The sequence below is a fragment of the Micromonospora matsumotoense genome (assembly GCF_050951065.1).
GTDB classification, from domain to species: Bacteria; Actinomycetota; Actinomycetes; order Mycobacteriales; family Micromonosporaceae; genus Micromonospora; species Micromonospora matsumotoensis.
Map to the genome: position 1 here is coordinate 6043517 of NZ_CP192025.1, position 14712 is coordinate 6058228.

The window sequence follows — 14712 nt, forward strand, 5'->3', positions numbered from 1 at the left end:
GTCCACGTTTGCTGTCAGCGGCCCCCCGAGGGCAGCTGACGGACCCGGATCACCACTGGCGGGACGCGGTGTCATCGTCCGTCTCCGGAGTGTCGCACCATTGCGACACTCCGCCACGGAGCGACCCTCGTCACCATCCGGCTGCGATCCCGGTCACTGCCAGATACGGGCCGGTGGACCGGTCGGTTCATCCGGCACTCCTGGATTACCCCACGCCCGGAACAACAATCCGCGCTGTGGCGGACGTCCCGGCGGCACGGTGTTCTCCATCACCCCGGTCCGGCGTCCGCGCCGGTGGGACACCACGGAAGGGGTCAGGAGCGGCACCGGGCGGGTCGTCAGGGGCGGGGACGGCACGGGTCAGGAGGCGAGCAGGGCGATCGCGCCGCGGACCTGGTGCGCGGCGCTCGCCAGCGCAGCCCGTGCCACGTCGACCTCGGCGCCGGACAGCAGCGAGACGAGAGCGGTCTTCAGATCACCGTCGGCCTCGTGCAGGGCACGCCGGGAGACCTCCTCGGTGCACCCGGTCGCCTCGACCAGGATGGAGATCATGCGACCCCGCAGCTTGGCGTTGCTGGCCACCATGTCGATCATCAGATTGGAGTAGACCCGACCCAGGCGCACCATCACCGCCGTGGAGAAGGTGTTCAGCACCAACTTCTGCGCGGTGCCCGCCTTCATCCGGGTCGACCCGGTCACCACCTCCGGACCGGTGTCGACCCCGATGACCACGTCGACCTCGGCTGCCGCCCGGATCTCCGGATTGGCGCAGAGCAGCACGGTCGAGGCACTCCGCTCCCGGGCCGCACCGAGCGCACCGAGGACGTACGGTGTGCGTCCACTGGCCGCCAGCCCGACCACCAGGTCCCCGGCGGCCACGCAGTTGGCGGCCTCCGCGGCGCCACCACGCAGGTCGTCCTCGGCGTCCTCCACGGCCTGCCACATCGCGTCCGGACCGCCGGCCAGGTGCGCGCAGAACCAACTGCGCGGCGAGTTGAAGGTGGGGGCCAGCTCGGCGGCGTCGATCACCCCAAGCCGGCCGGAGGTGCCGGCGCCGAAGTAGTGCACCCGGTGCCCGCCGCGCAGCGCGGTCACCGCGAGATCGACGGTCATCGCGATCTCGTCCAGCACGGCGGCCACCGCGGCCGGCACCCGCCGGTCGGCGTCGTTGATGACGGTGAGCACGTCCCGCGTCGACATCAGGTCGAGGTCGGTGCTGTACGGGTTGCGCCGTTCGGTAGGTGCACCGACCCGGACCACCGGCCGCAGGTCGACCACGCCCTCGTTGCCCTGCTGCGCCACCCTGTCGTCCGGCCCGGTCCGGCCGGTGGTCACGAGCGCCTCCGACTGCCGCCCACCCGGCGTGTTCGCACCGCCTCGGCGGTGACCTCCAGCGCCCGGCGGGCCCGCGCCCGGTTCCGGGCGGCCACCCCGACGAAGAGGCAGTCCACCACGGTGAGCTGGGCCAGCCGGCTCGCCATCGCGCCCGAGCGGTACGTCGTCTCGCGGGCGGCGGTGGTGAGGACGTAGTCGGCGATCTCGGTGATCGGCGAGCGGGGGAAGTTGGTCAGCGCGACGGTGACCGCGCCCCGGGCGCGGGCCTGTTCGAGCACCTCGATCACGTCCGAGGTGGTGCCGGTGTGCGAGATGCCGACCGCCACGTCGCCCTTGCCGAGCAGCGCGGCGGAGGTCAGCGCGGTGTGCACGTCCGGGAAGTAGAACGCGATCCGGCCGATCCGGTGCAGCTTCTGCTGGAAGTCGGAGGCGACGAATCCGCTCGCGCCGGCACCGTAGACCTCGATCCGGCCCGCGCCGACGATCGCCTCCACGACCTGCTCGCAGACGGCCGGGTCGAGCTGCTCGGCGGTCTCCTCGACGGCCCGTGCGTCGTTGAAGGCGATGGTGGCGATGATCTGGGCCAGGTCGGCGCCGGGCGGGATGTCCCCGCCGACCACCCGGGCGTCCGGCGGCTCGATCCGGCGGGCGGCCTCGGCGGCCAGCCGGATCCGCAGCTGCGGGTAGCCGTCCATGCCGACCGACCGACAGAACCGGATGACGGTGGCCTCGGAGGTCTCGGCGGCGGTGGCGAGGTCGGTGATGGTCCGTCGGGCGGCATCGGCCGGGTTGGCGACGACCAGTCGGGCGACCCGCTGCTCGGCGGGGGACAGCGACGGGAGCAGGCCACTGATGTGGACGATCAGCCCACCCGGCTCGTGACTCGCAGAAATCTTCGGACTCTTCGCCACGGATGAAACTTACTTTCATGAGCCGCGAGCGTCAACCACGACCGCGCGTATTCGACAGGAAGTATCCCCCCGACCGGGGAGGCGTTCCGGCACAGACTCCCATTTGCGCAGCCTGACGCGCCTCCGCCGGTCCGGTGGAATCGCCTCGGTCTACGGTCGGGCCTGCGCGGCGACCGGCTCCCGGGCGACGCCGTCGGTCGCCGGGGCGGACGGCCCGGTGTCGTCCGGCGGATCGTCGACCACCGGCCCGACCCCCTCCTCCGGCGGCAGCCAACGCGCCAGGTGCGCCCGGATCCGCCGGGACACCTCGTCCGGCCCGCCACCCGCGTCGACCACCACGAAGCCCGGGTACTCGGGCAACGACCGGTAGGCCGCGTCGGCGGCGGTCAACCAGCCCATCGTCTCGTGGTCCTCGCCCCGCAGCTCGATCCGCCGGTACGCCTCGGCCGGGTCGACGGCCAACAGGAAGGTGACCTGTGGGGCGGGGAAGACCCGGTAGCCGGCCCGGGTCAGCCGCTCCCACCGCTGCCCACCGTGCGCCCGGATGCTGGCGTACTGGCAGGCGGAGTAGCGGTCCATCACCGCGGTGCGACCGGTCACCAGGCAGCTGAGCAGCGCGGCGGCGATGGCCAGCCAGCGCAGCACGGACTCCACGGCGAGCATCCCGGTGCGGCCCACCAGCAACTGCGGGTCGGTGCGGCCGAACCGGTGGGCGACCCGGCCGAGCCAGCGCCGACCGCTCGCGTTGCGGTGGTAGGTCGCCGGCCGGCCGGCCGAGGTGAGCGCGGCGGCGAGCCGGTAGGCCTGGGTGGTCTTGCCCGAACCGTCGATGCCGATCAACGCGACGCGACGCAGTCGGGCCCCGCCGTCGGTCCCGCGCCGTGATCTGACCACCTTCCACAGACTATCCGACCCACGCTTGCCCCCTGCCCGATTGATCCCCTGGCGAGGGTGATGACCGGATCGGTGCGCCGACCCAGGTGTGGGCGGGCCGACAGCCGGGTACGCAACGTCATTTCCCACCGACCATCCACCGATCGGAGAGACCAGATGGCCGAGCGCGGGGACGTCAGCCTCCTGCACACCCTCAAGCGGGTCGCCGCCGTGCTCAAGCAGAACGAGATCCCCTTCGCGCTCGGCGGCAGCTTCGCCGTCTATGCGCACGGCGGTCACTCCAGCGAGCACGACGTGGACTTCCTGCTCCCCGAGGAGCATGTCGAGCGGGCGCTTGAGGCGCTGACCGACGAGGGCTTCACCGCCGAGCGCCCGCCGGAGGACTGGCTGGTGAAGGTCTACGACGACGGGCGGATGGTGGACCTGATCCACCGGCCGGTGGAGACCCCGGTGACCCACGAGACCCTCGCCGACACCGTGGTCCGCCCGGTGGACGCCATCCGCATGCCGGTGCTGTCGGCGACCCGGCTGATGGTGCACAAGCTGCTCAGCTTCTCCCAGCACTACTGCGACTTCGCCCGGGGCCTGCCGCTGGCCCGGTCCCTGCGCGAACAGATCGACTGGGAGCGGGTCCGCAAGGAGACCCGGCACTCGCCGTACGCCGAAGCGTTCCTGATGTTGCTGGACCGGCTCGACGTCGTCCCGTACGGGGGCACGCCGGTGCCGTACGCCCGTATCCCCGAGGAGAGGGAGACCCCGTGACCGAGCACAGCGCCGGCCCGCCGGACGAGTACGTCGAGGCGGAGATCCAACGGCTGCTGACCGAGGACCCCGACGTCGCCGAGCAGGGCATCACCGTGGTCCGCCGGGAGCGCGGCCTGGTCCTCACCGGCGAGGTCGAGAGCCCGCACCGACGGGCGGAGATCCTGCGTCGGGTGGCCGAGCGGTTCCCGGACGAGGCGATCACCAGCGACATCGGGGTGATCCGCGCCCAGGCGCCGGTCCAGGTCGAGGAGCTGCCGTGAGGAGGACCCGATGATCCGGATCGCCGCCGTCGGCGACGTCCACCTGGACGCCGATGTGCTGGGCCGGTTCCGCCCGGCCCTGGAGGAGCTGCCCGACTGCGCCGACGTGCTGCTGCTCGCCGGCGACCTGACCCGGCACGGGACCGAGGCCGAGGCCCGCTGCGTCGCCCAGGAGTTCGGCGGGCTCGGGGTGCCGGTGATCACCGTGCTGGGCAACCACGACCACCAGTGCGACCAGGTGCCGCAGGTGGTCAAGGTGCTGGAGGATGTCGGGATCACCGTGCTGGAGGGGACCGGCACGGTGCTGGAGTGCCCCGGTGGCCGGCTCGGGGTGGCCGGGGTCAAGGGCTTCGGCGGCGGGTTCGCCGGCCGGTGCGCCAGCGACTTCGGCGAGCCGGAGATGAAGTCCTTCGTCCGCACCGGCAACGAGAGCGCGGCGGCGTTGGGCGAGGCGCTGCGCGGGCTGGACTGCGACCTGCTCGTCGCGCTGACCCACTACGCCCCGGTGCCGGACACCCTGGCCGGTGAGCCGCTGGAGATCTACCCGTTCCTCGGGTCGTACCAGCTCGGTCAGGCGATCGACTCGGCGCCGACGGCGCTCGCCCTGCACGGGCACGCGCACGCCGGCACCGAACGCGGTGTCACCCCCGGCGGGGTCCGGGTACGCAACGTCGCCCACCCGGTGATCAAGCAGGCGTACAGCGTCTTCCACCTGGGAGATCAAATCGACTGAGAAGCAGGTTTTCGGAATCGGGCCGCCGGGTATTCAGCAGCCATGGAGCTGATTCTCTGGATTCTCGCAGTCGTACTCGTGGTCGCCGGCATCCTCGCGCTGTTCCGCCGGCAGATCCTGTGGGGCATCGTCCTCATCGTGGTCGGCCTCCTGGTCGGCCCGGGTGGTGTCAGCATCTTCAATTGACGCCGGAACCCGCACCTGACCCGCCGGGGTCGTCGCCCCCGGAAGCCCCGTCCTCCCAGACAGGGGCCTCCGGCACCGACGACCCCGGCGTCCTGCTGTCCGGGAACGGCCCGGGGAGGGGGACGCGGTCGGGCCCGGTGCGGAGGGCGGGTTTGCCGGGACGTACCGGGGAAATATCTTGATTATGGAGACAACCCGGAGCGGTCGACGGACCGGCACCGCGCGGACCTGGTGGATGTTGCTCGGCTTCGGCGCGGCCGTCACGGTCGCCGCCGCGATCGGCGGGCTGGGGGTGTCCGGCACCAGCGACGAGTACGCCGCCCTGCGGCAGCCGGCCTGGGCCCCGCCCTCGTGGCTGTTCGGCCCGGTCTGGACCCTGCTCTACGCGATGATCGCGGTCGCCGGTTGGCTGGTGTGGCGGCGGGTCGGCTTCGGCCCCGCGCTCTGGGCCTGGTCGGTGCAGCTGGTGCTGAACGCGATCTGGACCCCGCTCTTCTTCGGCGCCGGCCGGTACGGGCTGGCCTTCGCCGAGATCGTGCTGATGTGGCTGGCGATCGCCATGACGGTGGTCGCCTTCCGGCGGATCTCCCGCCCGGCGGCGGCCCTGCTGCTGCCCTACTGGGCCTGGGTCACCTTCGCCGCCGCGCTGAACTTCTCGATCTGGCAGCTCAACAGCTGACGGTCGCCGCCCCGGGTCGACCCGGGGTCGTCGTCGGGCCGGGGGCGGGTCCGCCCCCGGCCCGACGAATCCGGTCTCAGCAGCGGGGCACGTTCGGGATGTAGCCGTCGTGGCCGGTGTAGACGTAGGCGTCGGCGATGAACCGGCCGGAGCCGATCCGGTCCCAGATCGCGCTGGTGCCGTAGGTGCCGGTGACCGTGGTGCCGCTGGTCTGGCAACCGATGGTGACCTTGGCCCCGTCGGCGACCGTGCCGACCGACGAGTAGCCGGTGCCCGGCCCGGACCGGACGGTCAGCGGGGTGCCGGCGGTGTCGACCGTGCCCGACCCGGTGCCGCTGGTGCAGTTGTTGCCGCTGGTGTACGTCTTGGTGCCCCAGTACAGCGCGAGCGTGCCGTTGAACCGGACCTTGATGTCGTCGCCGTTGAGGCGCTGCTCGTAGTGCAGGTGCGGGCCGGTGGAGCCACCGGTGCTACCGACCCAGCCGATCACCTTGCCGTAGCCGACGCTCTGCCCGACCGAGACGTTGAAGCCGTTGAGGTGGGCGTAGTAGGTCGTGTAACCGCCGCCGTGGTCGATGCGGACGTACTTGCCGTAGCTGGTGCCGCCGAGGTCGGTGACCCGGTCGACGGTGCCGGGGGCGCTGGCGACCACCGGGTCGCCGAGGTCGTCGGTGCGGTTGAAGTCGACCGCGTAGGCCGGGCTGTGGTCCGAGCGGGTCTGGCCGGACCAGGACTGGTTGCACGGGAACGGCACCTTGAAGGTGGGCGCGGCCCATGCCGGGGCCGCCGGGACCAGGACCCCGGTGACCAGCAGGGAGGCCGCCACCAGGCTCCACCACCGTCTACGCATCCAGCACCTCCGATGTCGAGAATCTTCAATACCTTGCCTCGATCGTGGCAGATATCGACATCAATGGGAAGCCACCGCACCCCCTGTCCACCCCTAGCCCGGTGAGCACGGGTGGGAGCGCGCCCACCTGCGGTGGGAGGGTTTCGTGATTGTTACCGGGCCGTGTCCACCAGGGGGGTGGACCGATCGGGATGCAAGCGCTTACATGTGGGGACGACTCATCGGACCGGCGTCGGGTTCCCCCACCTGTGGGCGCGCCGGCAAGGAAGGAGAACGGCATGGCGTTTGCCAGATCACGCCAGGCTCTCGCGATCGCCGGCGTGCTGGGGCTGGCCCTCGGCGCCGCCGCCTGCGGCACCGGCAACGACAAGAAGAGCAGCAACGCGGGCTCGGCCGAGTGCGCCGCATATGAGAAGTACGGCGACCACGACGGCAAGAAGGTCACCGCCTACTCGTCGATCCGGGACATCGAGGCCGACCGGCTGGCCCAGTCCTGGAAGCAGTTCGAGGACTGCACCGGCATCGAGATCGACCACGAGGGCTCCGGCGAGTTCGAGGCCCAGCTCCCGGTCCGGGTGCAGGGTGGCAACGCGCCCGACCTCGCCTTCATCCCGCAGCCGGGCCTGATCAAGCGGTTCGTCGACGGCAACAACCTCAAGCCGGTCGCCGCCGCCACCAAGACCGAGGCCGAGGCGAACTACTCCCCCGACTGGCTGAAGTACACCACCATCAACGGCCAGTTCTACGGCGCCCCGCTGGGCTCGAACGTCAAGTCCTTCGTCTGGTACTCGCCGAAGACCTTCAAGGAGAAGGGCTGGGCGCCCCCGACCACCTGGGACGAGCTGATCAAGCTCTCCGACACCATCGCGGCCAGCGGCACCAAGCCGTGGTGCGCCGGCATCGAGTCCGGTGACGCCACCGGCTGGCCGGCCACCGACTGGATCGAGGACGTGCTGCTGCGTACGGCCGGACCCGAGGCCTACGACAAGTGGACCACCCACGGCATCCCGTTCAACGACCCGCAGGTCGTCGACGCGCTCAACCGGGCCGGCACGATCCTCAAGAACGAGAAGTACGTCAACGGCGGCTTCGGCGGCGTGAAGAGCATCGCCACCACCTCCTTCCAGGAGGCCGGCGTCCCGATCACCACCGGTAAGTGCGCCCTGCACCGGCAGGCGTCCTTCTATGCCAACCAGTGGCCCGAGGGCACCAAGGTGGCCGAGGACGGCGACGTCTTCGCGTTCTACTTCCCGTCCATCGACCCGGCCAAGGGCAAGCCGGTGCTGGGTGGCGGCGAGTTCGTCGCGGCCTTCACCGACCGCCCCGAGGTCCAGGCGGTGCAGACCTACCTCGCCTCCGGCGAGTACGCCAACAGCCGCGCCAAGATCGGCGACTGGGTGTCGGCGAACAAGAAGCTCGACCTGGCCAACGTCCCGAACCCGGTGGACAAGCTCTCCGTGGGCATCCTCCAGGACCCGAAGACCGTGTTCCGCTTCGACGGTTCCGACCTGATGCCGGCCGCCGTCGGCAACGGCACCTTCTGGAAGGGCATGGTCCAGTGGATCAACGGCAAGGACACCGCCTCGGTGCTGAACGGCATCGAGAGCACCTGGAAGTGAGCTGAGACGGTGGCCCGGTCCGTACCCACGGGCCGGGCCACCGTCTGATACCGAGCCCTTGAGAGGGAGGGTCGATGGAGTTCGACTTCGCTGAGGAACAGCCGAAGTTCCTCATGCTGATGTACGGGCTGATCGCTTTCGTCGCGGTGGTGGGCGGTCTGCTCCTGCTCCTCGACGTGGTGCCGGCCTGGTTCGCCCGCCGTCGGGAGGCGCAGTTGATCGCCGCCTCGACCGGCGGTGCCCCGCTGCCCCGCCGACGCAAGCCGCGGGAAGGGCTGTTCGCGCTCTTCTTCCTGCTGCCGACGCTGCTGCTGCTCACCATCGGGCTGGTGGTGCCGGCGCTGCGGACCGTGCTGCTCTCCTTCATGGACGCCGGCAGCGACGAGTGGGTGGGGCTGCGCAACTACAGCTGGATGTTCTCCGAGGACTCGATCGTCCGGGTCCTGCTCAACACCCTGATCTGGGTGCTGCTGGTGCCGCTGGTGGCCACCACCTTCGGCCTGCTCTACGCCGTCATGGTGGACAAGGCCCGGTTCGAGTCCATCGCCAAGTCACTGATCTTCCTGCCGATGGCCATCTCGTTCGTCGGGGCCAGCATCATCTGGAAGTTCGTCTACGCCTACCGCAGCGAGGACCAGGACCAGATCGGCCTGCTCAACCAGATCGTGGTCACCCTCGGCGGCGAACCCCGGCAGTGGCTGCTCGACTCACCGCTGAACACCTTCCTGCTCATCGTCATCATGGTCTGGATCCAAGCCGGTTTCGCCATGGTGGTGCTGGCCGCCGCGATCAAGGCGATCCCCGGCGACATCGTGGAGGCGGCCCGCCTCGACGGGGTCACGCCGTGGCAGATGTTCTGGCAGATCACCATGCCGAGCATCCGACCGGCGCTGATCGTGGTGGTGGTGACCCTGTCGATCGCCACGCTCAAGGTCTTCGACATCGTCCGGACGGCCACCAACGGCAACTACGACACCAGCGTGATCGCCAACGAGATGTACAACCAGGCGTTCCGGTACGGCGAGGCCGGGCAGGGCTCCGCCCTGGCGGTCTTCCTCTTCATCCTGGTCATCCCGATCGTGATCTACCAGATCCGCAACCTGCGTCAACAGCGGGAGGGCTGAGATGACCACCGCCACGCCCACCGTCGGAGCCGGCGCCCAGGCCGCCGGGAAGCCGACCACCACGGCCGGCCGGGTCCGTAACCGGCTCAACAGCCGGACCGCCACCCTGGTCTCGCTCGTCATCGCGCTGCTCTGGACGATCCCGACGTTCGGCCTGTTCGTCTCCTCGTTCCGCCCCGAGGCCGACATCAAGTCCACCGGTTGGTGGACCTTCTTCACCGACCCGCAGTTCACCCTGGAGAACTACCAGGACGTGCTCTTCGGGTCCTCCTCGTCGTCGGGGCAGCTGGCCAGCTACTTCATCAACTCGCTGGCCATCACCATCCCGTCGGTGCTCTTCCCGCTGGCCTTCGCCTCGCTGGCCGCGTACGCGCTGGCCTGGATCAACTTCCGGGGGCGCGACTGGCTCTACATCGCGATCTTCGCGATGCAGATCGTGCCGTTGCAGATGGCCCTGGTGCCGCTGCTGAAGTTCTTCTCCACCGGGGTCACCGTGGCCGGCGTGCAGGTGATGCCCGCCTGGGACCTGGTGGACGAACAGAAGTTCGCCCAGGTGTGGTTCGCGCACACCTGCTTCGCCCTGCCGTTCGCGGTGTTCCTGCTGCACAACTTCGTCTCGCAGCTCCCCCGGGACCTGATGGAGGCGGCCCGGGTCGACGGGGCCACCCACCCCAAGATCTTCCGCACCATCGTGCTGCCGCTGATCACCCCGGCGCTGGCGGCCTTCGCGATCTTCCAGTTCCTCTGGGTCTGGAACGACCTGCTGGTCGCGCTGATCTTCGCCGGGGGCGGCAACGAGACCGCCCCGCTCACCGTCCGGCTGGCCGAGATGGCCGGCACCCGGGGCAACGAGTGGCAGCGGCTCACGGCCGGCGCGTTCGTCTCGATCGTCGTACCGCTGGTCGTGTTCCTGTCGTTGCAGCGGTTCTTCGTGCGCGGTCTGCTCGCCGGCAGCGTCAAGGGTTGAGGTCCGCCCGCCGCCGCCCGGCAGCACCGGGCGGCGGCGGGCGGCGGCGCGGAGCGGGGGAACCACAGCGTGACCAGGATCGACGACGTGGCCCGGCTCGCCGGGGTCTCCACCGCCACCGTCTCCCGGGCGTTGCGCGGCCTGCCGACGGTGTCGGCCGCGACGCGCCGCCGGGTGCTCGCCGCCGCCGAACAGCTCCAGTACGCGGTCTCGCCGAGCGCCTCCCGGCTCGCCGGCGGCCGGACCGGCACGGTCGCCGTGGTGGTCCCCCGGATCACCCGCTGGTTCTTCGGCACCGTCGTGGAGGCCGTCGAGGAGTTCCTCCACCAGTCCGGCTACGACCTGCTGCTCTATAACCTCGGCGGGCGCGAGCAGGTCCGGCAACGGGTGCTGCGCAACGCCAACCTGCACAAGCGGGTCGACGCGATCATGCTGGTCGCCACCCCGCTGCGGCCGGCCGACCTGACCGCCCTGGCCGAGCTGGACCTGCCCGGCATCACGATCAGCTCCGGCAGCACGGTGCCGGGTTGGCCCTGCGTCCGGATCGACGACGTCGCGGCGGCCCGGACCGCCACCCGACACCTGCTCGACCTGGGCCACCGGCGGATCGCTCACATCTCCGGCGACCCGAACGACGAGTTGGCCTTCACCACCCACACCGACCGTCGCCGGGGCTACCGGGAGGCGCTGCGCCACGCGGGCCTGCGCCCCGACCCCGGTCTGGACATGGAGTCGCAGTTCACCATCGACGGCGGCAACCAGGCCACCGTCGAGCTGCTGGCCCGGGGCGAACCACCGACGGCGATCTTCGCCGCCTGCGACGAGATCGCGATGGGCGCGATGACCGCGCTGCGCGACGCCGGGTTGCGGGTCCCGCAGGACGTCAGCGTGATCGGCGTGGACGACCACGATCTGTCCGGCGTGCTGGGGCTGAGCACCATCGCCCAGCCCGCCGCCGAGCAGGGCCGGCTCGCCGCCCGGCTGCTGCTCGATCCGCTGGGCACCGGCACCGTCGAGCCGTACGCCGGCCGGGTGCCGGCCCCGCGCGGGGTCGGCGTCGACGGCACCGCGCCCAGCCCACCGGTGATCCTGCCCACTCGCCTGGTGGTACGGGAGTCGACCGCGCCTCCCCGGGCACACTGAACGGATTCGACCGCACGGCACGGCAGGCTCGACACAGGGAGAAGGCTCTGAACACCGACGCGAGGCAGCAGGAACAGTCCCTGGGCGTGGCCCACGGATGGTGGACCGAAGCCGTCATCTACCAGATCTACCCGCGCTCCTTCGCCGACTCCGACGGCGACGGCATCGGTGACCTGCCCGGCATCACCGCCCGGCTGGGGCACCTGGCCGAGCTGGGTGTCGACGCCGTCTGGTTGTCGCCGTTCTACCCGTCGCCGCAGGCCGACGCCGGGTACGACGTCGCCGACTACCGGGACGTCGACCCGCTCTTCGGCAGCCTCGCGGACGCCGACGCGCTGATCGCCGAGGCCCGCGCGAAGGGCCTGAAGGTCATCGTCGACCTGGTGCCCAACCACACCTCGTCGGCGCACCGGTGGTTCCGGGCCGCCGTCACCGCCGCACCCGGCAGCCCCGAGCGGGCCCGGTACGTCTTCCGCGACGGCCTCGGCCCCGACGGCGCGGAGCCGCCGAACGACTGGCAGAGCGTCTTCGGCGGCCCCGCCTGGACCCGGCTGGTCGAGCCCGACGGCCGGCCCGGCCAGTGGTACCTGCACCTGTTCGACCCCGCCCAGCCGGATCTCAACTGGGACAACCCGGAGATCCGCGCCGAGTTCCTGGACGTGCTCCGGTTCTGGCTGGACCGGGGCGTCGACGGCTTCCGGGTGGACGTGGCGCACGGCCTGATCAAGCAGGCCGACCTGGCCAACTGGGAGGAGCCGCAGGAGATCCTCTCCGGCAACGAGGTGGACAAGCCGCGCCCGCCGATGTGGGACCAGGACGGCGTACACGAGATCTACCGGGACTGGCGACGGGTGCTGGACTCCTACGACGGCGCACGGATCCTGGTCGCCGAGGCGTGGGTGGAGCCGGCCGAACGGATCGCCCGCTACGTCCGCCCCGACGAGATGCACCAGGCGTTCAACTTCGAGTACCTGCTCGCCGCCTGGACGGCCCCCGCCCAGTACGCGGTGATCACCCGCTCCCTGGAGGCCACCGACGCCGTCGGCGCCCCCACCACCTGGGTGCTCTCCAACCACGACGTCATCCGGCACGCCTCCCGGATGGGCCTGTCGGCCAAGGGCGGCCGGCCCAACGGCATCGGCATCGGCGACCCCCAGCCGGACGCCGCGCTGGGCCTGCGCCGGGCCCGGGCGGCCACCCTGCTGATGCTGGCCCTGCCCGGCTCGGCCTACCTCTACCAGGGCGAGGAGTTGGGGCTGCCGGAGCACACCACGCTGCCCGACGAGTCCCGGCAGGACCCGACCTGGGAGCGCAGCGGCCACACCCAACGCGGCCGGGACGGCTGCCGGGTGCCGATCCCGTGGGAGGCCGACGCCCCGTCGTACGGCTTCGGCCCGACCGACGCCAGCTGGCTGCCGCAGCCGCCGCTCTGGGCCGAGTACGCCCTGGACCGCCAGCAGGGGGTGGCCGGCTCGACGTACGAGACGTACCGGACCGCGTTGCGGCTGCGCCGCGAGCACGGCCTGGGCCGGGGCACCCTGGGGTGGCTCTCCTCCGGCGACGAGGTGCTGAGCTTCCGCAACGCCGGGCTGACCGTGCTGACCAACTTCGGGGCCGCCGCCGTGCCGCCGCCGGCCGGGGAACTGCTGCACAGCAGCGCGCCCCTGGACGCCGACGGCCGGGTCCCCACCGACGTGACGGTCTGGGTCCGCCACTGACCCACCGGCCCGGCCCGGCACCGGCTTCGGTGCCGGTGCCGGGCCGCGGTGCCCGCGGCGGACGGCCGGTCAGCGGCGGTCGGCGCGCTGGTGCAGCAGTTCGCGTACCGCCTCGATGTCACGGGGCGAGGTGCGCGAGGCCAGCCAGTACATCAGCCCGGTGGGGATGAAGAAGAGCTGGAAGGCGGCGAGCCCGACGGCGTAGTTCAACGGCGGCGGGAAGGCCGCCCGCAGGGCGTGGAAGACCGCTCCGACCAGCCCGTTGCCGGCCGCCCGCCCGACCCCGTTGACCAGGTTGCCCAGGCTGTAGACGGTGCCCCGGTGTTCCGGCGGGTTGACGTCGGCGATCAGGGCGAACCAGTTCGGCGAGTTCGCCGAGGTCAGCGCCAACGCCACCAGGGCGGTGAGCAGGCTCAGCCCGACCGTCGGTTCGGTCACCACGCTGGCCAGCACGGCACCCACCACCGCGCCGGTGCCGCCCCCGTCGGGCACGTCGATCCGGATCGGCACGAAGAACAACACCAGGTAGAACGGCAGTGCCGCGAGGATGCCGACCGCCGCGACCTGGGCCCGCCCCCGGGGGTTACGCCGTTGCCGCGCGTCCCCGACCAGCCCACCCACGATGGAGAACACCCCACCGAGCTGGAACAGGGTGGCGAAGACGCTGCCCACCACGACCGCCGTGGCCGCCGAGTAGCCCTGGGCCTGGGCCCGCTCGGCGAACAGCACCGGCAGCCACACCAGCGAGCCGAACGCCGCCTGCGCGGTGAGGCCCTGGAGGATCAACCACCGGTTGGTCCGTCGGTCCAGGATGCGCGGCAGGTCGGCCCGGGTGATCCGGTAGTCGTACTCGACGCCGGCGTCGATCGCCTCGGCCAGCTCCGGCTCGCTCTGCCCGCGCCGGATGTCGTACGTCAGCAGGTAGGCCACCGTGGCGGCCAGGCCGACCACGGTGAGCAGCAGGAACGGGCGTCGCCAGTCGGTGGCCCCGAGCAGCCCGCCGGTGAGCGTGCCGGCCAGGGTGCCGACCCCCTGGGACAACCCCCAGAAGCTCATCACCAGGCCCCGGCGGCGCGGCGAGATCAGGTCGGTGACCACGGAGAACCCGACCGAGCCGACCGCGCCCAACCCGACCGCGGCGACCAGCTGCGCGGCGAGGAACGTCGGGAAGCCGGTGGCGAGCGCGCTGCCGCCGGTGCCGGCCGCCCAGACCAGCGTGCCCACCATCAGCAGCGGCTTGCGGTTGGTCCGGTCACCGACGTACGCCCAGGCCACCGCCGCGACCGCGCTGACCAGGAAGCTCACGGCCGTGACCAGGCCGAGCATCCGCTGCGGCACCCCCAGCGACCCGGAGATCGGCCCGTACAACGGGGGCACCAGGCCGATCGCCACGTTGTCCAGCGAGGCGAGCACCACGAACACCACGACGCTGTAGAGGCGGTGCGCCGCGTTTCCGCGCCGGGAGATTCTGCTGCCGGTCATGTCCGGCAGCCAACCAGGTGCGGCTCCCGGCCCGACGGGCACCCCC

14 protein-coding genes and 1 pseudogene are annotated in these 14712 nt (G+C 71.4%); 10 read left to right on the plus strand and 5 right to left on the minus strand.

Annotated features, from left to right (window positions below; translation table 11 throughout):
- Window positions 1–360 precede the first annotated feature (360 nt).
- From ACQP1S_RS25670 to ACQP1S_RS25680, 3 genes are all read right to left on the minus strand, one after another.
- The gene (locus tag ACQP1S_RS25670) at window positions 361–1260 is read right to left on the minus strand and encodes an N-acetylmuramic acid 6-phosphate etherase (protein WP_432908319.1); all 900 of its coding nucleotides are present in this window, start codon (window positions 1258–1260) and stop codon (window positions 361–363) included.
- 71 nt (window positions 1261–1331) lie between these two features.
- Window positions 1332–2246 (minus strand): MurR/RpiR family transcriptional regulator, encoded by a 915-nt coding sequence (locus ACQP1S_RS25675; RefSeq protein WP_091250419.1) that lies wholly within the window; start codon window positions 2244–2246, stop codon window positions 1332–1334.
- 150 nt (window positions 2247–2396) lie between these two features.
- Window positions 2397–3140 carry a dTMP kinase gene (locus ACQP1S_RS25680; protein WP_432900104.1) on the minus strand — a complete coding sequence of 248 codons (744 nt, stop codon included), beginning with the start codon at window positions 3138–3140 and terminating at the stop codon, window positions 2397–2399.
- Window positions 3141–3296: 156 nt separating this feature from the next.
- Here ACQP1S_RS25680 and ACQP1S_RS25685 point away from each other — a divergent pair, with 156 nt between their 5' ends.
- From ACQP1S_RS25685 to ACQP1S_RS25705, 5 genes and pseudogenes are all read left to right on the plus strand, one after another.
- Window positions 3297–3902: a nucleotidyltransferase gene (locus ACQP1S_RS25685; RefSeq protein WP_091250413.1), complete on the plus strand. Its 606-nt coding sequence runs from the start codon at window positions 3297–3299 to the stop codon at window positions 3900–3902.
- The gene (locus ACQP1S_RS25690) at window positions 3899–4165 is read left to right on the plus strand and encodes a hypothetical protein (RefSeq protein ID WP_091250410.1); all 267 of its coding nucleotides are present in this window, start codon (window positions 3899–3901) and stop codon (window positions 4163–4165) included. Before ACQP1S_RS25685 ends, ACQP1S_RS25690 begins: the two co-directional genes overlap by 4 nt.
- Before the next feature lie 10 nt (window positions 4166–4175).
- A pseudogene (locus ACQP1S_RS25695) lies at window positions 4176–4950 on the plus strand (metallophosphoesterase family protein).
- Window positions 4941–5084, plus strand: a complete 144-nt coding sequence (locus tag ACQP1S_RS25700) for a GPGG-motif small membrane protein (protein ID WP_007464364.1) — start codon at window positions 4941–4943, stop codon at window positions 5082–5084. The pseudogene ACQP1S_RS25695 and the gene ACQP1S_RS25700 overlap by 10 nt, the downstream one beginning before the upstream one ends.
- Window positions 5085–5268: 184 nt before the next feature.
- Window positions 5269–5763 carry a TspO/MBR family protein gene (locus ACQP1S_RS25705; protein WP_432900112.1) on the plus strand — a complete coding sequence of 165 codons (495 nt, stop codon included), beginning with the start codon at window positions 5269–5271 and terminating at the stop codon, window positions 5761–5763.
- A gap of 76 nt (window positions 5764–5839) precedes the next feature.
- Here ACQP1S_RS25705 and ACQP1S_RS25710 read toward each other — a convergent pair whose 3' ends face one another.
- Window positions 5840–6613, minus strand: a complete 774-nt coding sequence (locus ACQP1S_RS25710) for a M23 family metallopeptidase (protein ID WP_091250402.1) — start codon at window positions 6611–6613, stop codon at window positions 5840–5842.
- A 278-nt stretch (window positions 6614–6891) separates the two neighbouring features.
- Here ACQP1S_RS25710 and ACQP1S_RS25715 point away from each other — a divergent pair, with 278 nt between their 5' ends.
- The 5 genes from ACQP1S_RS25715 to ACQP1S_RS25735 all read left to right on the plus strand — a co-directional run bounded on the left by ACQP1S_RS25715 (window position 6892) and on the right by ACQP1S_RS25735 (window position 13184).
- Complete coding sequence (locus ACQP1S_RS25715; protein WP_432900115.1) at window positions 6892–8232, plus strand: ABC transporter substrate-binding protein; 1341 nt, start codon at window positions 6892–6894, stop codon at window positions 8230–8232.
- Window positions 8233–8306: 74 nt separating this feature from the next.
- The gene (locus tag ACQP1S_RS25720) at window positions 8307–9356 is read left to right on the plus strand and encodes a carbohydrate ABC transporter permease (RefSeq protein ID WP_432900118.1); all 1050 of its coding nucleotides are present in this window, start codon (window positions 8307–8309) and stop codon (window positions 9354–9356) included.
- Window position 9357: 1 nt separating this feature from the next.
- Entirely contained in the window at window positions 9358–10323 is a 966-nt protein-coding gene (locus ACQP1S_RS25725; RefSeq protein WP_091250392.1) for a carbohydrate ABC transporter permease, read from the plus strand.
- Window positions 10324–10392: 69 nt separating this feature from the next.
- A complete protein-coding gene (locus tag ACQP1S_RS25730) occupies window positions 10393–11466 on the plus strand; it encodes a LacI family DNA-binding transcriptional regulator (RefSeq protein ID WP_432900121.1) in 1074 nt (357 codons plus the stop codon).
- A gap of 47 nt (window positions 11467–11513) precedes the next feature.
- Window positions 11514–13184 carry a glycoside hydrolase family 13 protein gene (locus tag ACQP1S_RS25735; RefSeq protein WP_432908322.1) on the plus strand — a complete coding sequence of 557 codons (1671 nt, stop codon included), beginning with the start codon at window positions 11514–11516 and terminating at the stop codon, window positions 13182–13184.
- Between the two features lie 69 nt (window positions 13185–13253).
- Here the strand turns inward: ACQP1S_RS25735 and ACQP1S_RS25740 are convergent, their stop codons facing one another.
- Window positions 13254–14666, minus strand: coding sequence for an MFS transporter (locus ACQP1S_RS25740; protein ID WP_432900123.1), 1413 nt, complete (start codon window positions 14664–14666; stop codon window positions 13254–13256).
- Between the last annotated feature and the right edge of the window lie 46 nt (window positions 14667–14712).